This window comes from Salmonella sp. 2018103, assembly GCF_026247685.1.
Classification (GTDB): domain Bacteria; phylum Pseudomonadota; class Gammaproteobacteria; order Enterobacterales; family Enterobacteriaceae; genus Salmonella; species Salmonella enterica.
The window spans coordinates 4,476,561-4,499,322 of the sequence record NZ_CP111029.1; the positions used below are offsets into that span (position 1 = coordinate 4,476,561).

At 53.9% G+C, this 22,762-nt stretch carries 22 protein-coding genes; 7 read left to right on the top strand and 15 right to left on the bottom strand.

Annotated elements, in window-relative coordinates; translation table 11 throughout:
- Positions 1-198: 198 nt before the first annotated feature.
- Positions 199-1,152, top strand: coding sequence for an HTH-type transcriptional regulator MetR (gene metR, locus OLG56_RS21510; RefSeq protein ID WP_000569786.1), 954 nt, complete (start codon positions 199-201; stop codon positions 1,150-1,152).
- Here metR and OLG56_RS21515 read toward each other — a convergent pair.
- The 3 genes from OLG56_RS21515 to pldB all read right to left on the bottom strand — a co-directional run bounded on the left by OLG56_RS21515 (position 1,040) and on the right by pldB (position 3,852).
- Positions 1,040-1,939 (bottom strand): carboxylate/amino acid/amine transporter, encoded by a 900-nt coding sequence (locus OLG56_RS21515; protein WP_001196254.1) that lies wholly within the window; start codon positions 1,937-1,939, stop codon positions 1,040-1,042. The genes metR and OLG56_RS21515 overlap by 113 nt on opposite strands.
- An 80-nt stretch (positions 1,940-2,019) precedes the next feature.
- Positions 2,020-2,820, bottom strand: coding sequence for a sugar/pyridoxal phosphate phosphatase YigL (yigL, locus tag OLG56_RS21520; protein ID WP_023233069.1), 801 nt, complete (start codon positions 2,818-2,820; stop codon positions 2,020-2,022).
- Between the two features lie 15 nt (positions 2,821-2,835).
- Positions 2,836-3,852: a lysophospholipase L2 gene (pldB, locus tag OLG56_RS21525; protein WP_031602143.1), complete on the bottom strand. Its 1,017-nt coding sequence runs from the start codon at positions 3,850-3,852 to the stop codon at positions 2,836-2,838.
- Positions 3,853-3,962: 110 nt separating this feature from the next.
- On the opposite strand from pldB, the gene rhtB reads away from it, so the two are divergent.
- Positions 3,963-4,583: a homoserine/homoserine lactone efflux protein gene (rhtB, locus tag OLG56_RS21530; protein ID WP_000142520.1), complete on the top strand. Its 621-nt coding sequence runs from the start codon at positions 3,963-3,965 to the stop codon at positions 4,581-4,583.
- Positions 4,584-4,622: 39 nt separating this feature from the next.
- Here rhtB and rhtC read toward each other — a convergent pair whose 3' ends face one another.
- The 3 genes from rhtC to pldA form a co-directional block, all read right to left on the bottom strand.
- Positions 4,623-5,243, bottom strand: coding sequence for a threonine export protein RhtC (rhtC, locus tag OLG56_RS21535; RefSeq protein ID WP_000980078.1), 621 nt, complete (start codon positions 5,241-5,243; stop codon positions 4,623-4,625).
- 63 nt (positions 5,244-5,306) lie between these two features.
- Entirely contained in the window at positions 5,307-7,136 is a 1,830-nt protein-coding gene (gene recQ, locus OLG56_RS21540) for an ATP-dependent DNA helicase RecQ (RefSeq protein ID WP_001533487.1), read from the bottom strand.
- Between the two features lie 83 nt (positions 7,137-7,219).
- A complete protein-coding gene (gene pldA, locus OLG56_RS21545) occupies positions 7,220-8,089 on the bottom strand; it encodes a phospholipase A (RefSeq protein WP_001201692.1) in 870 nt (289 codons plus the stop codon).
- A gap of 164 nt (positions 8,090-8,253) precedes the next feature.
- Between pldA and yigI the strand changes: the two genes are divergently transcribed.
- Both yigI and rarD read left to right on the top strand, forming a co-directional pair.
- Positions 8,254-8,721, top strand: a complete 468-nt coding sequence (gene yigI, locus OLG56_RS21550) for an acyl-CoA thioesterase YigI (RefSeq protein WP_001277136.1) — start codon at positions 8,254-8,256, stop codon at positions 8,719-8,721.
- A gap of 43 nt (positions 8,722-8,764) precedes the next feature.
- Positions 8,765-9,661, top strand: coding sequence for an EamA family transporter RarD (rarD, locus tag OLG56_RS21555; protein WP_061377484.1), 897 nt, complete (start codon positions 8,765-8,767; stop codon positions 9,659-9,661).
- A gap of 73 nt (positions 9,662-9,734) precedes the next feature.
- Here rarD and corA read toward each other — a convergent pair whose 3' ends face one another.
- The 8 genes from corA to lptM form a co-directional block, all read right to left on the bottom strand.
- Entirely contained in the window at positions 9,735-10,685 is a 951-nt protein-coding gene (corA, locus tag OLG56_RS21560) for a magnesium/cobalt transporter CorA (RefSeq protein ID WP_000947139.1), read from the bottom strand.
- 155 nt (positions 10,686-10,840) lie between these two features.
- Entirely contained in the window at positions 10,841-10,897 is a 57-nt protein-coding gene (gene ysgD, locus OLG56_RS21565) for a YsgD/CorL family protein (RefSeq protein ID WP_213083418.1), read from the bottom strand.
- Between the two features lie 259 nt (positions 10,898-11,156).
- Entirely contained in the window at positions 11,157-13,319 is a 2,163-nt protein-coding gene (gene uvrD / locus OLG56_RS21570) for a DNA helicase II (protein ID WP_000383436.1), read from the bottom strand.
- A 135-nt stretch (positions 13,320-13,454) separates the two neighbouring features.
- Positions 13,455-14,171, bottom strand: a complete 717-nt coding sequence (gene yigB / locus OLG56_RS21575; protein ID WP_061377483.1) for a 5-amino-6-(5-phospho-D-ribitylamino)uracil phosphatase YigB — start codon at positions 14,169-14,171, stop codon at positions 13,455-13,457.
- The gene (gene xerC, locus OLG56_RS21580) at positions 14,171-15,073 is read right to left on the bottom strand and encodes a tyrosine recombinase XerC (RefSeq protein ID WP_000132874.1); all 903 of its coding nucleotides are present in this window, start codon (positions 15,071-15,073) and stop codon (positions 14,171-14,173) included. The genes yigB and xerC overlap by 1 nt, the downstream gene beginning before the upstream one ends.
- Complete coding sequence (locus OLG56_RS21585) at positions 15,070-15,777, bottom strand: DUF484 domain-containing protein (RefSeq protein ID WP_000812760.1); 708 nt, start codon at positions 15,775-15,777, stop codon at positions 15,070-15,072. The genes xerC and OLG56_RS21585 overlap by 4 nt, the downstream gene beginning before the upstream one ends.
- Positions 15,774-16,598 carry a diaminopimelate epimerase gene (gene dapF, locus OLG56_RS21590; protein WP_001160671.1) on the bottom strand — a complete coding sequence of 275 codons (825 nt, stop codon included), beginning with the start codon at positions 16,596-16,598 and terminating at the stop codon, positions 15,774-15,776. The genes OLG56_RS21585 and dapF overlap by 4 nt, the downstream gene beginning before the upstream one ends.
- A gap of 36 nt (positions 16,599-16,634) precedes the next feature.
- On the bottom strand, positions 16,635-16,838 hold the full coding sequence (gene lptM / locus OLG56_RS21595) for an LPS translocon maturation chaperone LptM (RefSeq protein WP_000799903.1): 204 nt from the start codon (positions 16,836-16,838) through the stop codon (positions 16,635-16,637).
- 185 nt (positions 16,839-17,023) lie between these two features.
- On the opposite strand from lptM, the gene OLG56_RS21600 reads away from it, so the two are divergent.
- The 3 genes from OLG56_RS21600 to cyaY all read left to right on the top strand — a co-directional run bounded on the left by OLG56_RS21600 (position 17,024) and on the right by cyaY (position 19,794).
- Positions 17,024-19,036, top strand: coding sequence for a hypothetical protein (locus OLG56_RS21600; protein ID WP_207011602.1), 2,013 nt, complete (start codon positions 17,024-17,026; stop codon positions 19,034-19,036).
- Positions 19,015-19,404 carry a DUF3021 family protein gene (locus OLG56_RS21605; protein WP_061377482.1) on the top strand — a complete coding sequence of 130 codons (390 nt, stop codon included), beginning with the start codon at positions 19,015-19,017 and terminating at the stop codon, positions 19,402-19,404. Before OLG56_RS21600 ends, OLG56_RS21605 begins: the two co-directional genes overlap by 22 nt.
- A gap of 69 nt (positions 19,405-19,473) precedes the next feature.
- Positions 19,474-19,794 (top strand): iron donor protein CyaY, encoded by a 321-nt coding sequence (gene cyaY, locus OLG56_RS21610; protein WP_001609101.1) that lies wholly within the window; start codon positions 19,474-19,476, stop codon positions 19,792-19,794.
- A gap of 77 nt (positions 19,795-19,871) precedes the next feature.
- Here cyaY and cyaA read toward each other — a convergent pair whose 3' ends face one another.
- Entirely contained in the window at positions 19,872-22,418 is a 2,547-nt protein-coding gene (cyaA, locus tag OLG56_RS21615; RefSeq protein ID WP_000281719.1) for a class I adenylate cyclase, read from the bottom strand.
- Between the last annotated feature and the right edge of the window lie 344 nt (positions 22,419-22,762).

Consider the following 22,762-nt stretch of genomic DNA (forward strand, 5'->3'; position numbering starts at 1 on the left):
TCGGCTTGCAGGAAGGCGGCGACACAGCGCATCCCCAGGAGCTTACTGAAGTAAGTGACTGGGGTAAGCAAGGAAGCCAACGCATCTGCAAGTCGAAATATGACGAGTTTTAGACGTCTGGATGTTTACACATCCATAATGTAAAGGTACTGTATATTCCTCAAGCGCAATTTGTTCATGGCGAAGTGAAGGACTTTCATGATCGAAATTAAACATCTGAAAACACTCCAGGCATTGCGGAATAGTGGATCGCTGGCTGCCGCGGCGGCGGTGCTGCACCAGACCCAATCCGCTCTGTCTCATCAGTTCAGCGATCTGGAACAACGCCTTGGCTTCCGCCTGTTCGTGCGTAAAAGCCAGCCGCTGCGCTTTACGCCGCAGGGGGAAGTTCTGCTGCAACTGGCAAACCAGGTGCTGCCGCAAATCAGCCGTGCGCTGCAGGCGTGCAACGAACCGCAGCAAACTCGTCTGCGCATCGCTATTGAATGTCATAGCTGTATTCAGTGGCTGACCCCGGCGCTGGAAAACTTCCGTGCAAGCTGGCCGCAGGTAGAAATGGATTTCACATCCGGCGTCACTTTTGATCCGCAACCGGCCTTGCAACAAGGCGAGCTGGATTTGGTGATGACGTCGGATATTTTGCCGCGCAGCGGGCTGCATTATTCGCCGATGTTTGATTTTGAAGTCCGACTGGTGCTGGCGCCCGACCATCCGCTGGCCAGCAAAACGCAGATTACGCCGGAAGATTTAGCCAGCGAAACGCTGTTGATTTACCCGGTACAGCGCAGCCGACTGGATGTCTGGCGACATTTCCTGCAACCGGCGGGTATCAGTCCGCTGCTGAAAAGCGTGGATAATACGCTACTGCTGATTCAGATGGTGGCGGCCAGAATGGGTATTGCCGCCCTGCCGCACTGGGTGGTGGAAAGCGTTGAGCGCCAGGGTCTGGTGGTGACCAAAACCCTGGGCGATGGTCTGTGGAGCCGCCTGTATGCCGCCGTGCGCGACGGCGACCAGCGTCAGGCGGTGACCGAGGCGTTTATTCGCTCGACGCGGGATCACGCCTGCGATCATCTGCCGTTTGTGCGGAGCGCGGAGCGACCCATTTTCGATGCACCCACAGCGAAGCCAGGATCACAGCCGCGCCTGTAATAAAGCTTGGCCAGTGGGGCTGCTGATGCCAGATGGCAAGATTAACCAGCAGTCCTGCGGGAACATGCATATTATTCATGATACCCAGCGTCCCGGCGTCTACCTGGGTAGCGCCATAGTTCCACATAAAGTAGCCAATGCCGGACGCCACCACGCCGAGAAACACCAGAATGCTCCATTGCAGCGTGGTTTCCGGCAGCTTTTGCGCGTTCCCCAACAGCGACCACGCCACCGCCGCCACCAAAAACGCCCCCAGATAGAACCACGCAAAGGCGTTGTGCTGCGGCATGGGACGGGTCTCCATCAGACGTTTATACCCCACCATTCCGATAGCGAAACTGATATTAGAAAGCTGCACCAGGAGCAAACCGACCCAAAAATGGTCGGTCACGCGATCGTAGCGAATAATCCCGGCGCCAATCACCGCCAGCAACGCGCTAAATGCATAGCCCCAGCGCAAACGACGCTGACTCATCACATCGTAAATCAGCGTGATATAGAGCGGCGTCAGAACGGTAAACAGCAACAGTTCGGATACGGTCAGGTAGAGGTAAGCATGGAAGCTCAACATATACATGATGCCAAGCTGCATCGCCCCCACCAGCATATACAGGCTGATGGTTTTTAGGTTGTGCCCGCGAGAACGCAAAAACGGCAGAAAAACGAGCGCCGCCAGCCCAACGCGTATCAGCACCGCGAAATAGCTATCGACATGCCCGGCAAGATACTCGCCAAATAGACTAAAGGAGAAAGCCCACAGGATAGTGGTAATGATGAGTAGCGCCACAATGGATGTCTCTTAAAACAGGGAACACCCATTGTAGCGGAGAGTGAAGTTGACAACTGGTCAACTAACAAACAATCACATCAACGTAAGAAAAGATCGCGCAGGTAATGCGGCACGGCGTTATCCGCGTTGATGCCGATCACCTCAAGTTCGGGATACAGGTCTTTCAGACGCTGGTGCGCATTGCCCATGATGCAGCCTTTGCCCGCCATCGTGAGCATTTCAGCGTCGTTCATTCCGTCGCCAAAGGCGATACACTCTTTCAGGCTGTACCCCATCGCCTGAGCGACCGCTTCCAGCGCATGACCTTTCGACACTCCGCCCGCCATCACTTCCAGACAGGTTAGCGTAGAGAAGCTCACGTTTACCCGATCGCCCCAGCGCGCGTTAATCGCCTGCTCCAGCGGCAACAACTTTTCATGAGTGTCGCTGGTGAAAAACACTTTGCTGACGCCCTCCGGCTCCAGCAGCGCAGGCTCAAACAGCGAATAGTTAAATACCGCCTCTTTGAAAAAACGCATTTCATCGGGGCGATGACGATTCATAAACCATTCGTCGTCGCGATAAACGTTAGTCACGATGTCCGGGTTCGCATTCACCACTCCGAACAGGTCTCTGGCAATGTCGCTGTCCAGATTATGCGTAAAAACCAAATTCCCGTCGGTATCGTGCACTCGCGCGCCGTTGGAGGTGATCATGTAAGACTTGATTTCAAGATTATCGCGGATTTGCCCTACATCGACATGATGACGACCAGTGGCAAAGACAAAATGGATGCCGCGTGCGGTCAACAGCTTCAGAGTCTCTTTGGCATAAGGGGACAACGTATGGTCGGGGGAGAGCAGCGTGCCATCTAAATCAGACGCAACAACCTGATACATAATAAAATTTAACCTCTAAGCAAAGCGATTTCCGCTGGATAAATTAGGCTTGTTGAAAAATTCAACAATGGCGTTAAGCGCGACTGAGCGCATGGCGTCCTTTTCAAAAAGGATCTCATGGTACGCGCCTTTGATAACCAGCGGTTTTCCCCCTTCACAAGGGTATCCCGCCGCGGCGCGAATTTCACAAAAACGATCGTGGGTGCGGTTATCCACTACCCGCTCTTCTTCCGCCTGAATCAGTAGCGTAGGCGTCGTGTCATCGCTCGCCCCAGCCAGAACCTGTTCACCCGCCAGAATGCCTTCGCGTACCCAATGCCAGGTGGGGCCGCCAACGCGCAGCTGCGGCTCGTCGGCATAAAATCGTAAGTTGCGCTGATAACGCTGGCGGCTGTGGGTCAGCGCATTCATCCCAAACGGCAACGCCCGCCACTGACCGGTACCAATAGCGTAATCTTCACGGATACGCTGGTGCCCTTCGGCCCAGTCGAGAATATGGCGCACCATAAAGGAAGGCAAGCGTATCACAATACCAAACATCGGCGCGGTGAGCGCAATAGCGTCGCACCGCACACGATGGCGTTGCAGGAACAGAGTGGCTATCGCGCCCCCCATTGAGTGCGCCAGGATATAACGCTTACGCCACGGCCCCGCCTCAATTTCCTGCTGCCAGAACGCCGCTAAGTCCTCAACATAATCGTTAAAATGATCGACATGACCCCGATGCGGGTCCGATAACATCCGCCCGGAGCGCCCTTGACCACGGTGGTCGATGATGAAGATATCAAAACCGAGATGAAAAAGGTCATACGCCAGTTCAGCGTATTTTACATAACTCTCAATGCGGCCAGGACAAATGACGATCGTCCGATCGTTGGAATCATTTCGAAAACGGACAAAGCGCACCGGAATGTTACCCACGCCGATAAACTCCGCCTCTTCCCGCTGACGCCAGAAATCGGTCAGCGGCCCCATAGCAAAAGCGGCAAACGCATTTTCTCTTGTTTCCCAGTCATTTTGCTGCTGAAACATCGGGTTTTCGGCCTCGTTTACCAGGTAAAATCGTTTTTTGCGTCGTGCCTGACACAACACAGCGGCAGTAGCGTATTGTGGCACAAAAACAGACAACCAGGGAGTTTCGCATGACCTTTGAATGGTGGTTCGCCTATCTACTGACCTCAACTCTGCTGAGTCTTTCTCCGGGTTCAGGCGCCATCAATACCATGACGACGTCTATCAACCATGGATATCGTGGCGCAGCGGCTTCTATCGCCGGACTCCAGACCGGGCTGGGGATACATATCGTACTGGTGGGCGTCGGACTGGGTACGCTCTTTTCGCGCTCGCTCATCGCTTTTGAAATTCTGAAATGGGCTGGCGCGGCTTATCTTATCTGGCTGGGTATCCAGCAATGGCGCGCCGCAGGCGCTATCGATCTGCATACTCTCGCCCAGACGCAATCGCGGGGTCGGCTGTTCAAACGGGCGATATTTGTCAATCTAACCAATCCCAAAAGCATTGTCTTTCTTGCCGCCCTGTTTCCGCAATTCATCATGCCGCAGCAACCGCAACTGGCGCAGTACCTCATTCTCGGCGTCACCACGATTGTGGTGGATATGATTGTGATGACCGGTTACGCCACACTGGCGCAGCGCATTGCCGCCTGGATTAAAGGACCAAAGCAGATGAAGGCGCTGAATAAAGCGTTTGGTTCGTTGTTTATGCTGGTAGGCGCGCTCCTGGCGTCGGCAAGACACGCGTGATAGTCGTGCCGGATGATGTTTATCCGGCCCGGAGGTAAATTAGCGCGAAATAATCAGGTGAATACCAAAGCCCGCAAACAAAGCGCCGGCAAAGCCATCAATCCATTTCGCCAGACGCTGATAGCCGCGGCGCATTTTCGGCAGCGCGAACAGGCTGGCGACTACGGTAAACCAGGCCAGCGTTTCCAGGGTAATTAACGCGAAAATACCCCAGCGCGCCGCAGCGCCGACGTTATCGCCGACAAACAGTGAAAAAACGGAACCAAAATAGATAATCGCTTTCGGATTCGACAGATTGGTCAACAGCCCTTTGAGAAAGCTGCGCCCGCTCTGCGCCAGTTCAATGTGCGGAGAAGACGCCGCCGCATCCTGTTTTTTCAGCGCGCCATGCAGCATCTGATAGCCCATCCAGCACAGATACAGGCCGCCGCCTACCATAATGATCGTATGCAGCCAGGCCATTTTTTCGATGATGAGATGCAGGCCAAGCAGCGCCACGCCCGCCCATACCATCACGCCGCAGGTAATGCCCAGTACGCCCATCATCGCTTCTTTACGCGAACGGCTGACAGCAGTTTGAGACACGAAGAAAAAGTCGGGGCCGGGGCTCATTAGCGCAACAATGTGCACCATTGCCACGGTGAAAAATAGCATCATCATAAAAATGGCTCGCGGGGAAATAGTTCAGTGAGTCACCATCCTGGCACTTTTTTGCCGGGCTGACTACTCTTCGTCATCACCATCGACATGCGCGCGGATGAGCGCCATGAATTCTTTCCCGAAGCGCTCCAGTTTGCGCATCCCAACCCCGTTAACGCTTAACATCTCGCTGGCGGAAACCGGCATCTGTTCCGCCATCTCTATCAGCGTGGCGTCGTTAAAGACCACATACGGCGGGATATTCTCTTCATCAGCGATAGCTTTACGCAGCTTGCGCAACTTAGCGAACAATTTGCGATCGTAATTACCGCCGAACGATTTCTGCATCACGCGGGGTTTGAGGGCGACGATGCGCGGCACCGCAAGCTTTAGCGGAACGTCTCCACGGAGTACCGGACGCGCGGCATCCGTCAACTGTAATGCGGAGTGCTGCGCAATATTTTGCATTACCAGCCCCAGATGAATGAGCTGGCGAATCACGCTCACCCAGTGCTCATGGCTCTTTTCGCGTCCCATGCCATAAACCTTGAGTTTGTCATGACCGAAATCGCGGATGCGTTGGTTATTCGCGCCGCGGATCACCTCGACAACGTAGCCCATGCCAAAACGCTGGTTAACCCGACCAATGGTAGAAAGCGCAATCTGGGCATCGTTTAAGCCATCATATTGTTTGGGCGGATCAAGACAGATATCGCAGTTGCCGCACGGTTCTTGTCGGCCTTCGCCAAAGTAATTAAGCAATACCAGGCGTCGGCAGGTTTGCGCTTCGGCAAAAGCGCCCATCGCATTCAGTTTATGCCGTTCAATATCCTGAAGCTGTCCGGCTGGTTTCTCTTCCAGACAACGACGTAGCCAGGCCATGTCAGCCGGATCGTAAAATAGCATGGCTTCCGCAGGCAGTCCGTCGCGCCCGGCGCGGCCCGTTTCCTGATAGTAGGATTCAATATTGCGCGGGATATCGAAATGCACAACGAAACGTACGTTAGGTTTGTTTATGCCCATTCCAAAAGCGACGGTCGCCACCACGATTTGCAGATCGTCGCGCTGAAATTTTTCCTGCACATCGGCGCGAATAGCGTTTTCCAGCCCCGCATGATAGGCCGCCGCGCTAATGCCACGACTTTGCAAGCGCGCGGCGGTATCTTCCACTTTCGCCCGACTGTTGCAGTAGATGATACCCGATTTGCCGCGTTGCTCCTGAACATAGCGCATTAGCTGGTCGAGCGGCTTAAACTTCTCCATCAGCATGTAGCGGATATTCGGTCGGTCAAAGCTACTGATCTGGATTAACGGATCGTTAAGCCCAAGCAGACGAATAATATCCTGGCGCGTGGTGTCGTCGGCGGTGGCGGTCAATGCCATAAACGGCAAAGCGGGAAAACGCTGGCGAAGCTGACCGAGAGCCGCATATTCCGGACGGAAATCATGTCCCCATTGCGAAATACAGTGCGCTTCATCCACCGCCAGCAATACCGGATTCCAGTGCGCCAGATGATCAAGAAAGTTGTCCAGCATCAGGCGTTCCGGCGCAATATACAGCAGACGAATCTGTCCGGTACGGCACCCCGCCATCACCTCAAGCTGCTGCTCGCGGCTTTGAGTGGAGTTCAGACAGGCCGCCGCCACCCCGTTCGCCAGTAGCTGATCGACCTGGTCTTTCATCAACGAGATCAGGGGCGAAACGACGACGGTCAATCCGTCCAGCAACAACGCGGGGATTTGATAGCACAGAGATTTGCCGCCGCCGGTGGGCATGACGACCAGACAGTCGCGACCGGAGAGCGCAGTATCAATAATCGCTTCCTGACCCGGGCGAAACTGTTGGTAGCCAAAGGTTTCCTGCAAAACCTGTTTGGCCCCTGATTCCAGATTCAACACTTCCGCCTGCGCCACATTAACCCCGTTCACCATAAATCAAAACAGGCGCTATTTTCAGCGCCTGCGAGAGAAACTGCAATGTTTAAAACACAATCCAATCAGAAGATATCGTTAAGCATCACGCCGACGCCGACACGTGTCTGATTAAAATTATAGTCGATCAGCGATTCGCCATAGCCGCTGTACACCTGAGTATAAAGCCGGACATGTTTAGTGACCGGATAGCTTAATCCAACTTCCGCGCCGCCGTAGCCTGTATTCCAGTTGTACTGGCCTTTGGCGCTTAATACCGCCTCGCCCAGGTGATAACCGATTTTAAGCTGGTAATAACCCATATATTTGGTGATGTCCGGATTATCGTCGGTACTGCCAATCACGTACCACGGTTTGACCTCTACCAGCCAGTTACCGTTTTCGGCCATCAGACGGGTATACAGACGGTTCCAGCTACGCGAGGTGGGGTCCGAACGTCCGTTAGAGTCATGGTTGTAGCCCATCTCTACGTCGCGCAACGTCCAGCCGGCAAAGCGATAATCGGTAGCAAAACCAAGAAAAAGCTGCGGTTCGTAGTTGGTTTCGCGAAACGGCGAAGACTCTTTACTGTTGGAAAGCTGCCACCAGGATTTCTGCGTATAGGAAGCACCCAGTACCGAGTTCGGCCCCAGTATTCCGCGCCACAGCGGAAACGCCAGGCTCAACTGAAATTTCACTTCATCTTTACGTGCGTTTTCAGACCAGTTGTAGGTACTTATGGCCTCTTTGTTCAGATCGCTGGTGTTCGTGTAGATCAAGTAGTTCGTGTCATAAGGGTAAAGCGTAAAAGGGTTATCATGCTCCTGTAGCATGTTAGCGATGATACTTCCCCGTACTGCAGGCGCATCATGAACCTCTTTTATCGTAGCTTCTTGTGCATATGCCGCTAATGGCAGTAGCGTGGCTGGCAACAACCCTCTCAAAATCGCCCGCATTCTTGACGTTCTCCTGACGAAGTATTTTCAGCTTGAATCATTCTCTGCCAACCATTTTTACATATTTACACACATAGCCGTTAGTTATCCCTTCTTAAAGTAGAAAACAACAATTAAGAAGCATAATATCAACATTTCATTAACCAATGAGGTGTCAGGAATCTATGTCCGCTGTACTTACCGCTGAACAAGCTCTGAAATTAGTGGGTGAAATGTTTGTCTACCACATGCCGTTTAATCGGGCGTTAGGGCTGGAGCTGGAACGCTATGAAAAAGCGTTCGCCCAACTGGCCTTTAACAACCAGCCGATGATGGTCGGCAACTGGGCGCAAAGCATTTTACACGGCGGCGTGATCGCCTCTGCGCTGGATGTCGCCGCCGGACTGGTATGCGTCGGCAGCACGCTAACTCGCCACGAAACCATCAGCGAAGATGAACTACGCCAGCGCCTGTCGCGGATGGGAACGATTGACCTGCGCGTCGATTACCTGCGTCCGGGCAGAGGCAACCGCTTTACGGCCACCAGTAGCCTGCTGCGCGCAGGGAATAAAGTGGCCGTCGCCCGCGTGGAATTACACAATGAAGATCAGCTGTACATCGCCAGCGCCACCGCTACTTATATGGTGGGATAAAAGCAGGTAAACTGTTGTTACACTTCAGATACGAGTTTTCCGGATGGACGCAAAACAAACATGGCAGGGCGTATTACTCGCTCTTGCCGCCTATTTTATTTGGGGGATCGCCCCCGCGTATTTCAAGCTGATCTATTACGTTCCCGCAGATGAGATCCTGACGCACCGCGTGATTTGGTCATTTTTCTTTATGGTGGCGCTGCTTAGCGTCAGCCGGCAGTGGCGACAGGTTAAGCGCTTACTGAAAACGCCAAAGAAGATTTTTCTGCTGGCCCTGTCCGCCGTACTGGTCGGCGGTAACTGGCTATTGTTCATTTGGGCGGTAAATAATCACCATATGCTGGAGGCCAGCCTGGGTTATTTCATTAATCCGCTGGTTAACATCTTGCTGGGGATGATTTTTCTTGGCGAACGCTTCCGTCGAATGCAGTGGCTGGCGGTGATTCTGGCGGTGTGCGGCGTGCTGGTGCAACTCTGGACCTTTGGCTCGCTGCCGATTATCGCGCTGGGGCTGGCGTTTAGTTTTGCGTTTTACGGCCTGGTGCGTAAGAAGATCGCCGTTGAAGCGCAGACGGGTATGCTGGTCGAAACGCTATGGCTGTTGCCGGTCGCGGCAATTTATCTGTTTGGCATCGCCGATAGCCCTACCAGCCATATGGGGCAAAACGCACTATCGTTGAACTTGCTGTTAATGGCGGCGGGTGTGGTCACTACGATTCCGCTGCTGTGCTTCACCGGAGCGGCTACGCGTCTGCGTCTTTCTACACTGGGCTTCTTTCAGTATATCGGCCCAACGCTGATGTTTTTACTGGCGGTGACGTTTTATGGCGAAGTGCCGGGCGCGGATAAGATGGTGACATTTGCGTTTATCTGGGTCGCGCTGGCGATTTTCGTGATGGATGCTGTCTATACCCATCGCAGACCGCGCATGAAAATGTAGCGTTTTTTGCCGGATGGCGACGTAAATGCCTGATCCTGTAGGCCTGGTAAGCGTAGCGCCACCAGGCACAATATTACAGCCAGTTCTTGCGCTTAAAGTACAGATACGGCGCAAGCCCCGCCAGAATCATAAAGATAATCGCGCCTGGATAACCAAAGCTCCACTTCAGTTCCGGCATAAACTCGAAGTTCATCCCATAGCTGGAAGCGACCAGCGTCGGCGGCAGGAACACCACGGAAACCACCGAGAAGATTTTGATAATGCGGTTCTGCTCGATGTTGATAAAACCCATCGCCGCCTGCATCAGAAAGTTCACCTTCTGGAACAGCGATTCATTGTGCGGCAGCAGAGATTCGATATCGCGCAGGATCTCACGCGCCTGCTCCAGCTGCCCGCCCGGTAAGCGCGCCTTGCGCACCAGGAAGTTCAGCGCGCGTTGGGTATCCATCAGACACAGGCGTACCTTCCAGCCGATATCTTCCAGTTCCGCCAGCGTGGAGAGCGCTTCGTCGTATTCATCGCCCTGATGCCCTTCCATAATGACGCGGCTCAGTTTTTCCAGATCGCTGTAGATGTTTTCGATTTCATCCGCTAACTGTTCAATTTTGGTTTCGAACAGATCGAGCAGTAATTCGTATGCATTACCGTCGACCATCGCCTGGCTGCGGGCGCGCATACGATACAGACGGAAGGCGGGCAGTTCGCGTTCACGCAGCGTAAACAGACGGCCATCGCGAATAGTGAATGCCACCGTAGAGTTACCGGCATGATCTTCCGCATCTTCGAAGAAGAAGAAGGAGTGGATATGCAATCCGTCTTCGTCTTCAAAGAAGCGCGCGGATGCTTCGATATCTTCCAGTTCAGGACGCGTCGCCAGACTCTGGCCCAGCTCAGATTGTACGCGCAATCGCTCGTCGTCGTCCGGTTCGACCAAATCAACCCATACGGCATCAATCAGGCTTTGTGACTCCTCGACTTCCAGCCGGGTCAGTCGGTTTTTTTCCAGTTGAAATGCGCTCAGCATGACCGGGACTCCCAATGCGTAAAAATATCGGACAGTTCAGATGGGCACACAGAAACAAATTGGGTTTCAGACCATTAAACAGCCTGACTCAACGCGACGGGAAAAAATGAAAGGTCGCTGACAACCGCTAAGGCTATCAGCAAAAAGGGATAGCCTTAGGAGTTGATCCTGGATAACAGGATAATGAGCCAGTATCTACTGGGTGTGTCCAAGGCGAATGTCCTCTTAGCGTAATCGTGGGCGCATGTTACGCCAGCAAAAATTTGCCGTCAACACGCAACGAAACGCGAAAAAGCAATAATTTCCCCTTATGCAGAAAGGTTAGCAGAGTGAGAGTATTTATCTATGATTTCAGAATATTAACATCACTATATCGCCGGATGGCGGCTTCGCCTTATCCGGCCTACAAATCAAAATGTTAGCCAGCGCGTAGGCCGGATAAGAGGTGCCATCCGGCAATATGAGAGCCGGTCAAACCGTTTCCAGCTTCGCATACGCGGCAACCAGCCATTTGATCCCTTGCCCCTGAAAAGCCACCTGCAACCGGCTATGCTCGCCGCTGCCCTCCAGGTTGACAATAGTTCCCTCGCCGAACTTCGCATGGCGCACGCGTTGGCCGAGTTTGTAGCCTGTGTCGTTTTCCGCCAGCGGCGTTCCCATTCGTTGATGGCTCACCGGACGACTGACGGTGGCGCGCAGACGGACCTCTTCCACGCACTCCTCCGGCAGTTCGCCGATAAAACGCGACGGGCGATGGTAGACCTCTTTACCGTACAGACGACGCGTTTCGGCATAGGTTAGCGTTAGTTTCTGCATGGCACGGGTAACGCCGACGTAGGCCAGACGACGCTCCTCTTCCAAACGCCCGCCCTCATCCAGCGACATCTGGCTGGGGAACATGCCCTCTTCCATACCGACAATAAACACCTGCGGAAACTCCAGCCCTTTGGCCGAGTGCAGCGTCATCAGCTGTACTGCATCCTGCCAGGTATCCGCCTGCCCCTCGCCCGCTTCCAGCGCCGCATGAGAGAGGAAGGCCTGCAACGGCATTAAATCTTCATCTTCGTCGTTGTAGCTGAACTGCCGCGTCGCCGTCACCAGTTCCTCTAAGTTTTCGATGCGCGTCTGGCCTTTCTCGCCTTTTTCTTGCTCATACATGGTGCGCAGGCCGGAATCTTTGATCACCCGGTCAGTCTGCACATGCAGCGGCATGTCGGCGGTTTCCTGCGCCAGAGCATCGATCAGTTCCATAAAGCGTTGTAGCGCGCTGGCCGCACGCCCGGCCAGGGCTTTTTCCTGTAACAATTCACGGCACGCCTGCCACAATGTTAGCTGGCGATCGCGCGAGGTCTGACGCACCACGTCCAGCGTGCGGTCGCCGATGCCGCGCGTCGGGGTGTTCACCACGCGTTCAAAGGCGGCATCATCGTTGCGATTGGCAATCAAACGCAGATAAGAGAGCGCATCTTTGATCTCCTGGCGTTCGAAGAAGCGCATACCGCCGTAAATGCGGTACGGCATACTGGCCTGTAATAACGCTTCTTCCAGCACGCGCGACTGGGCGTTGCTACGATAAAGGATGGCGCATTGCGCAAGCGCGCCGCCGTTGTCCTGCCAGGTTTTGATACGGTTAACCACAAAGCGCGCTTCATCCAGTTCGTTGAAAGCGCAGTACAGCGATATCGGTTCGCCATCAACGCCGTCAGTCCATAGCTTTTTACCCAAACGCCCGTTGTTATTCTCAATCAGAGCGTTCGCCGCGCTAAGGATGTTGCTGGTCGAGCGGTAATTCTGCTCCAGACGAATGGTCTGCGCGCCGGGGAAATCATTGAGGAAGCGCTGGATGTTCTCTACCTGGGCCCCGCGCCAGCCGTAGATCGACTGGTCATCGTCGCCAACGATCATTACCTTACCAGTGTCGCCCGCCAGCAGACGAACCCAGGCGTACTGAATGTTGTTGGTATCCTGGAATTCGTCCACCAGGATGTTAGTAAACCGCTCGCGATAGTGTTGCAGGATGTGCGGCTTGTTCAGCCATAGTTCATGAGCGCGCAGCAGTAGCTCGGCGAAATCCACCAGACCAGCGCGATCGCACGCTTCCTGATAGGCCTGATACACCTTCTGCCAGGTCTGCTCCACCGGGTTGCCATAGCTTTGAATATGGTGCGGGCGTAGCCCTTCGTCTTTCTGGCTATTGATGTACCACATCGCCTGACGCGGCGGCCACTGCTTCTCATCAAGATTCATCGCCTTAATCAGGCGTTTAAGCAAACGCATCTGATCTTCGCTGTCGAGAATCTGGAAATCCTGCGGCAAATTAGCGTCCATATGATGCGCGCGCAGCAGGCGGTGCGCCAGACCGTGGAACGTCCCTACCCACATTCCGCCCTGGCTGGTCCCCATCAACTGGCCAATACGATGGCGCATTTCCGCCGCCGCTTTGTTGGTAAAGGTCACCGCCATGATGGAGTATGGCGAGTTGTTTTCTACGCTCAGTAACCAGGCGATACGGTGCACCAGCACGCGGGTTTTCCCGCTTCCCGCGCCCGCCAACACCAGCATGTTGCTACGTGGCGCGGCCACCGCTTCGCGCTGTTTATCATTAAGGCTGTCGAGCAGGTAAGAAACGTCCATTGGCACCGCCGCGTAAAAACATGAAAACTAAAAACGCCCGGTGGCGCTTCGCTTACCGGGGCTACTTATCGTAGGGCAGATAAGCATAGCGCCATCCGCCAGAATAACTGGGAATTTATACAGAACTACTGGTGATTATATCAGCGAGGTGAGAGATGCCAACCGCGAAATTTCGATATGCGGCAGTAAACGGCTGTCCTGCGTCCGCATCAGGTCGGCATTTTCAGGTTTAATCCAGCAGGCCTGCATCCCACAGCGAATAGCGCCAGCCACATCGGTAGTCAGATCGTCGCCGACATGCAGGATCTCGCCGATCGGCACATGCAGTTTTTCCGCCGTCAGGAAATACATGTCGCTAAACGGCTTGGAACGTCCATCCGGGCCGGCGCGCAGTACAAACTTAAAGTAATCGCCGAGGCCAAACAGTTCCGGCTGGGCGTTGCCGTTAGTGATCGCCACCAGCGGCCATTTTTTCGCAAGCTGCTGTAACGTCTCATGGGTAGCCTGCGGAACCTCAATCTGGCTACGCCATTTGGCAAAATGCATCATCGCCGCATTCGCGCCGGCAATGGCCTCCTGCGCCGATAATCCCGCATCCCGCATGGCCTGCTCTATCGCACGATGGCGCCAGCGGGTAACGTCATGATAGATTTCCGGCTCCGCTTCACGCACCGCCTGCCGTATCCGCTGTAAATCGACGTTTTGAAACGAACGTAGCGACGGGTGATAATTTTGCATAAAAGCGAGCGATTCCTGCTCAGTACGCAAAATCACCGGACGGTTATCATAAAGGGTATCATCCAGGTCAAAGGTGAGCGCGGCAATACGCCCCAAAGGCCGGTAAAAACGCATTATTTCCCCCGTTTAGCGCGCGGATGCGCCGCGTCGTACACTGAAGCAAGATGTTGAAAATCAAGATGAGTATAAATTTGGGTGGTGGAAAGGTTGGCATGACCCAGCAGCTCTTGCACGCCGCGCAGATCGCCGCTCGATTCCAGCATATGGGTCGCAAACGAATGGCGCAGCTTATGTGGATGCACGTGGCTGTTTAGCCCCTGCTTTATGCCCCATTCAGCGAACCGTTTTTGGACATTGCGCGCGGAGATACGCTTGCCGAGCTTCGACAGGAATAACGCCTCTTCATCGCTGGCGAACAGTCCGCGCAGATCCAGCCAGTGCTCAATCCATGTCACCGCGTTACGGCCAATCGGCAGGCGTCGCTCTTTGCTGCCTTTACCCATTACCCACACTTCGCCGGTATCGAGATCGAGGTGCTTTATATCCAGGCCAACCAGTTCGGATAAACGCAGTCCCGCGCCGTACATGACCTCCAGCATCGCCCGATCACGTACGGCGAGCGGATCGTTAAGATCGATGTCCAGCAGGCGGTTAACGTCGTCGACATCAATATTTTTCGGCAGATGACGCGGCGCTTTCGGTGCGGAGACGCCCTTCGCCGGGTTAGCTTTCAATTCGCCCTGACTGACTAACCAGTCAAAAAAGCTTCGCAATGCCGAGAGACGTAGCGCCAGACTGGCAGGGCCAAGCCCTTTGCGCCGACTGCGCACCGCAAAACTGCGCACAATCGCAGCGTCACATTGTTGCCAGCTTTTCAGCCCGGTTTCTCCGGCTAAAGCGATAATGGCATCAAGCTGACGCTGGTAGTTCAGCAGGGTAATGGGGCTAAGCTGGCGCTCCACGCCTAAATAGCGCAGGAACCGCGAGACATCCTGAGAAAGCGCGACATCCGTCATACGCGTTTAATCCAGCGTTCCAGCAGCTCCGGCAGCATCAGCGCGATCTCCTGTAAAAGCTGCGTCCCCTGCCCCGGCTGATAGTGGTGCGGGTCACGGCTGCTGAAGAGAATCACCCCGAGGTCGCCATCGCTGCCCATCATCGACATGGCTACCGAGCCTACAGCCTTCGCCTCCGGCAAGACCACCAGCAGTTCCGGGCCGTTTAGCGGGCCAAGATAATGTTGCGACTGTCCCAGTCGTTGAATACGCAGCGGCTCGAAGGCCTGACGGTTTAAAGCCAGATGCGTATAGCGCGATGGCGCGCCAAGACGCCACCGATCCGGGAACAAACGCAGCGTCGCGCCGGCAAGCCCCAAATCGCGCGCCCAGCGGTGAAACCGCATCAGCATCTCATCCAGACTATCCGCGGCGACCAGACGGCTTTGCAGATGCAGCAAGCGATAAAACAGGCTTTCATTGGCATGGGCCTGTTCCATCAGCAGCGTCATATTTTCTTCAAGCACATTGATGTGATTACGCGCGCGGGCCATATGCCACTCAACGAGCGAAACCGTTCCCCGCACGGGATGTGGAACACGCATCGCTTCCACGGCATGGGCGTTACGGATAAAAAACTCAGGGTGGTGGCGCAGGTAATCGACGACCGCTCGATCGTCCAGTTCCGTGAGCGTTTCCTGTAGTTCTTCCTCTGGTTGCTTCATAAATGGATAAATCCGTCGTAGATATGTGCCGCCGGACCAGTCATGTATAACGGATGACCCGGACCTTTCCAGGCGATATCCAGCCGACCGCCCGGTAATTCCACGCGTACTTCTTCAGCCAGCAGCCCCTGCTGAATCCCCACGGCAACGGCAGCGCACGCGCCGCTGCCGCACGCGCGGGTCTCCCCTGCGCCGCGTTCATAGACTCGCAGCCGGATATGCTCGCGTCTTACAACCTGCATAAAACCGATGTTGGCGCGTTCCGGAAAACGCTCATGGCTTTCCAGAACCGGCCCCAGTGTTTCAACGGCCGCCGTGTCGACGTTATCAACCTGAATGACACAGTGCGGATTGCCCATTGAAACCACGCCGCACAGTATGGTCTGTTCCGCCGCTCGCATAATATACGTCTTTTCCGCTTTGTTGGCGCGAAAAGGCACCTGCGCGGGTTCAAAGTTTGGCTCCCCCATATTCACCCGCACCAGTTCATCTTCCGTGACGCTCAGTACCATCCGGCCATTCGCGGTACTGACCCGAATATCGCGTTTATTGGTTAGCCCTTTCAGGCGAACAAATCGCGCGAAACAGCGCGCGCCATTGCCGCACTGCGAGACTTCACTGCCGTCGGCGTTGAAGATGCGGTAATGAAAGTCCAACTCAGGATCATAGGGCGGCTCAACCACCAGCAGCTGATCGAACCCTACGCCCAGGTGTCTGTCGGATAACCGACGAATCAGTTCCGGCGAAAAAAAGACATTCTGCGTTACCGCGTCGACGACCATAAAATCGTTGCCAAGGCCATGCATTTTAGAGAATTGCATCATTCACTCCGTTCACGCGGGGACAGAAAACTATCCTCAGTAATTGACCTGGGACGGGCCATCTCCCGTTGCGCGATCGTTCTTATCGGGCATCGTGGACTGCGTTTGCGAATCGACTTTTTTCGTCGGCGGCGGCGCATTTTTATCGGCTGGCGGGAAATAAAGCGGCCCTTTCAAACCGCAGCCCGTCAGGCTGAACAGAGTCAGAAGTACAGCGAGTGTCTTAAACACGTTTTTCATTATGGATTGCCTGTAAGTTCATGCTTTCTATTTTCTATCATCGCAGGAGAAGGCGTAAAAGCAAGCGTTTAGGGGCTCTTTATAAAATCTGAAAAGCGGCGCGTTGCCATGATTATTGCGCATTTACATCAGGAAACATGCTTTGCTAATCACTTTAGGTTTACGTACCACGTCCGGATGACCTTATGCAATATCGTAATTTGTTTTGCCTTTTTTCGCTTTCACTTCTGCTGCCTCCCGCCTGGGGATGCCGGCTAAGTGAATCTCCGCACAATGTTTATCAACGGCAAGGCAGCGGCGTGGTTTATCTCCAGCCAGAAGAGGAGAACAATCTTTCGTTGCCGGAGGTGAATTTCAAACGCCTGCGTCGGTTACCCAATTCATTGATTAACCCAGCAACTCAGGATGAGTGGGACAGGGAACCACCGCTCACCGACCTGACGACCGATCACGTTCATACCGGTGCACAGGCTATCTTCCCGCACTTTTCCTACTACAGCGACGGACGCGTTATTCTGTACGGTGGAAAAATCATGCGTAATCCGCCGGGGACGCCATCGGTAGATGTCGCCTCATTTCGCGCCTTTGGCAAAATCGGTGTTGATAAAAATAGTCTCTATTACGAAGGCAAACGAACGGATGACAACGGCGGCGAAAACCGCGTTAATTTACAGTCATTGCGCAAAGTTGAATTCAGCAGCCAGTGGAAACCAGACCTGATGGGCTTGACGCTGCGCGACGATCGCTTTCTTTATGTCGAAGGGCATCGCCTGAGCGACCCGGGCAGTTTCACCGTTCTGGCGCAAAAGCCCTGGGATCAGCGCGGTAAATTTTCCGCCACATTTAATCCGTGTGTCGCTGTCCCCTTTGGTCCCTGGGATACGCTGGCCCGCACGCGTACAAAAATAATGCTCAATGGCGAACTATTGGATGCCGATCCGGATACCTTTTCCGTGGTGCGCTGGATGCCCGGTTCTCTATTGACCTGGCGCGATAAAAACGGCTTGCACCGTTACGTTCTCAACCAGAACAACCTGGATTGGGACATGCAAATTGAAAAACACTGTGATGCGTTCAACCTGCAGGAAAAACGCGTGCTGTGGCGTAAAGGACCGGGATGCAAATTTGCCGAAATCCCCGGCCTTGACCCGGAACAGTTTCATCCGCTCAGTAATGCGGTGGCGCAGTATCAGGATCGGCTTTATGCCATCAGGAAAACGGAATTCGGCGAAAACCAACTGGATGTCGTCACGCTGGATAACCCAAATCTGGTGATAGACAAGCGTTTTAATGCCGGGCGGTATCACGGTTATTTACTCACTAAAACGCGATCCGACTTTAAGGAAGAAGACGGATTGCAGGTATTCGAGTCGGCTGGCCCGCTTATTCTGATGGACTATCACGTTCCGGGCGAGACAGAAGCGCATCTGGGCGACAGCCCACATTACAAAAAATGGTACGCGCGCGACGATCGCTATGTTTACGCGTTTGATGGCGCTCAACTGTGGCGCTATCCCACGCCCAATCCCAAAGCTCTACGCGTGAAATGGCAAACAACGTACTCAGGATACGGCTATTGGGTGGATTACCGCATAGCCCAGTTAGATGGCGCTCTCATGGAGGATGGCTCTTTTATCGCCACGGGTATCCCGCGCGATCCTTCCGTAAACACAGCCTATGTTAAAACCGATGGCACCTTTGACATCGGCAAAACAGCGGTTCGCTGGCGCAAGTCTCTGTCACCTGACGGCGAGTGGGGCCGTTGGCAAACCATTCCCAACGTTGACCCGAGTCAGTTTCATCTGGTTAACGATCGCATCGCGCAATATAAGAACCGGCTATACATTGCGAGGCTCTCACCTTTTGGCGAAGACCAGTTGGAAACGCTGGAACTGGATAGCGCAACCCCCTTCCTGAACCGGAAAATTAACGCCGGAAAAGAGCACGGCTATTTTATGCGTGATAGCCAACAAGGTCAGGGTATTCAGATCCTTAGCATCAATGGGCCGCTAAAAGTCACCGAGCGTTTTGCGTATGACAACCGCTACGTTTATACGTGGATTGGCAGCCAGCTTTACCGAACAGCATCCCCCTGCCCGGATAAGACGCATACTCTGAATAGGAACGTCAGGTACACCAACAATAAAGACATCATCATCATAACGCAGGCACAGGAATGCCAAAAATCACACCGCTAAGCCGTTTTGCGCGCTTGGATAAACATTTGAAAAACGCCCTTCGGGGCGTGGGGATCGGTTCATGCATTTACGTCATTATTGAAAGCATTATGCACGGCACGATAAACGGTGTTGAAGCTGCCGGGGTTCTGACGATAAGCGCGGTACTCGGTCTGCTTAGCGCTCTTTTGGATATCAAAGCAAAGCCGCGCGCCCCCTTAATCCTGTTGCATTTTCTCCTTTGCGGCAGCTGCGTCGTGCTGATGGTAGCAATGCTGTCGGCTCTGAACCATTTCCCGGTTAATGCGTCCGTCATCCTCATTGCCAGTGCGCTATTTATCGTCATTTATCTACCGCTGGGTTTTATTCTTTACCGCTCACAACGCTAAGGCGTATCGGTTCCAGAAGCTGACGCTTCCCCTTATACTGGCGCTATCACTCAATAGCGGGATAAAACAATGAACGACAGTGAATTTCATCGCCTTGCCGACACTCTGTGGTTAGCCATCGAAGAACGTCTGGACGACTGGGATGGCGACAGCGATATCGACTGTGAAATCAACGGCGGCGTGTTGACCATCACCTTTGAAAACGGCAGTAAAATCATTATTAACCGTCAGGAGCCGTTGCACCAGGTGTGGCTGGCGACCAAACAGGGTGGCTATCACTTTGACCTGAAAGGCGACGAGTGGATTTGCGATCGCAGCGGCGAAACCTTCTGGGATCTGCTGGAGCAGGCGGCGACGCAGCAGGCGGGTGAAGCGGTGAGCTTCCGTTGATTTATTTGCCGGATGCGCTTTTCTTATCCGGCTTACTGTAGGCCCGGTAAGGCGTAGCCGCCACCGGGCAAAAATCCTCAGGAAAAATACTGCTGCAATAGCGGCGCGTCATGATCCTGGTTTGCTGGCGGCACGGTGTTGATAGGCTGCGTACGGAATGGGATCACCTGCTCGCGGCCATCAGTTTTCACTATCTGGTAGAACTGCGGCAGGTTAAAGTTGATAAAACTGGAGCCATACGTGAAGCGATCGTGCGATGACGAATAGAAGCGGCTGACGTCGCGCACCAGTTCTTCCTTGCTACCCTCGCAGTGGTGATACACTTCCGCCCGGTTACTTTCATCCAGAATATAAATATTAAAGCCTTTCTCATCGCCCGTTTCTTCAAAGAAGAACTGGATAATCCCTTCGCTGGCGAAGCCATCCACCACTGACGGCAATTTCACCTGGTTGGTTTCCACCTGTACCGACAGCCCGTGCAGCTTGTTATGCGAAATCGCGCCGTAGAATTCGATAGCGTTCTCCAGCTTCTGCACCGAGACATTCAAGCGTTCGAAGAATAGTCCCCACGTCTGCCCGGAAACCCGCAGCGCCTTGAATCGACCGGTCTCCTGACGGGTGCTGGAAAGACGTAGCTCGATACATTCGGAGACCAGTTGCTGCACGCGGGTGCGAATCAGACCGCGAAGATGCTGACTGTAGCAGAACACCTCCACGCTATCCGGCGGCGCGGCATCCTGGTGCATTTTCCCCAGAATCGTTTTCAGCGCTTCGATCATCGCCTGCTCGCCGTTAAAGTGCAGAGTACGCACTTCATTCCACGAGTTGCGATATAACAAGTCGATACTGCCTATCAGACAGTTTTGCTCTTCGCCAAAGCTGAAAACGTCCAGCTTACGGAAGTCAAAATGGACCACTTTATTGCGAAACGCCGCCGTCGGGTCATATTCGAGGTTAACGATAATCGCCAGATGGCGAATTTCACAGGGGCTGTAGAGCGCTTTCGGCGTCGGAGCAGGCAAGCGCAGCGGGAAATGGTGCGAAACATCGGCGACCATCTCCTGTAACTTAGGCAGGTCGACAATACCGTTGCCCTTAATAAACAGATGCGTTCGCGACGTCAGCAGGCCGTTGAACCACGCCCACGCGACCAGCTTATTAAGATAACGGTTATATTCCAGCGGCTGATGGCTGATGATAGAATCCATGTTCGGCGCGCGGTTGTAGAGATACCAGCCTGAACGGTTGGCGCGTCCCGGCGGCACATGGATAAAGGTTAAATTCGGCTCGGACAGATCCGGCGATATCTGCGGGTTCACCAGCGTGACTTTACCCGGCAACGCTTCAAAAGCGGCGTACAGCTTACGCGTCAGTACGCCGATATCCTGCGGGCTGGCGCTCACGCTGAGGTTGTTGCGCCGCGCAAAGCGAATCAGATTACGATAGCTCTGCATCATTGCGTCGAGCAATTCGTTGTGGGCTTCGCGCACCTGATCGATTTTCCAGTTTGCGCGATTATCGAGCATGGTCAGACGCGCGTCGTCCCATCCCCACTCGCTGACTAACTGGCTTAATACTTCCCGACGCCAGCCTACGCAGGCACGCTCGCGACTTAATTTCTCGCACACTTTCAGGTAAAAGCAGCGGCGGACTAAATCCAGCCGCGTCGGATCTTCAATCGCCGTCAGGTATTCAGTGACCCGTTCCAGCATCATGCAGTAGGGATCGAGTCCAAACGATACGATTTCACCGTCATGCAGACGTTGTTTAATATCTTTCGCCAGCAGACGTGGGTTGGGATATTCCCATGAGTAGGCTTCCAGCAGCAGCGTTTTCAGCACCGCTTTGTACGGCGAGTCAATGCTCTTGTATAGCTGCCACAGGCTGGCGCCAAAGTACTCTTCGGCGGAGAGCGAGCTTAAGCCCCCCAGATCCAGCCATTCATTTGGCGTTAATACGCCCTGCGCGTAGAGCGTCATGACATAGTCGTCGTAATGCTCTTCTTCGTCGCACGGCACCATACTCCACAGGATACGCTTCCCGGCCAGGCGCACAGCGGTACGATAAAACTCATCAAGCAACAGGATATGCTGCGTAGAACCACAGTCTTCCCCGCCCAGACTGCCGCTTTCGTTATGGCGGAAACGGTTCTCGTCGATCAGGAAGAAGCTCACCTCAACGCCAAGCGAGGCGGCCCAGCTTTCCAGCAGGCTACACTTACGTTGCAGCAACTGACGCTCTTCACCGTCGAGCCAGGACTGATGGCACACCCAGATATCCAGGTCGGACGAGCAGCTCTGCCCGACCGAGGAGGTGCTGCCCATGGTGTAAACGCCGGTAATCGGCAGCTCGCCCTTCGGCGGGTCCTGCGGCGTCATACCGCGGTACAGCTCAAGTTCGTTCAGATAGTGGCGTTGGGTTTCATCAGGCGTGTAGAAGCAAATACCGCTGGGAACGTTACCATCAAGGTAACCCGGCATCAGTGGATGGTGATAGTGCAATAATGTCGGCAGAAGACTGTAAACCTGCTGAAAAGCGGGTCCCATGGCAGCAAGCGCGCGATCCACACGCAGTTGATTTATGGCATCCAGTCTCTGTTTCAGAGTCTCAATATAGAGGTACAAGACGTATCGCCTGATGTTGCTACCCGTCATGGTGCAGGTCAGTACTTGACCGTCGCCATTCGGGATAAACCGTATGTCAAAAATAACCGTTACCCTTTCTCGCCTGCATATTTTTATCCAATACCGACGAAAAAATGGTCTAAAACGTGATCAATTTAACACCTTGCTCATTGACCGTAAAGAAAGATGCGCTACATACAAGTGTAGCACCGTTCGCTGCGTGTAAATTCTTAAATACGGGCTGGCGGTTTCTCGTCATTATTCACTGTCATTGACGACACTGCGCCTTATCCTCTCACTCACGGTGACCGGAAAACTAACATACTCTCTATAAGGATGTTAGG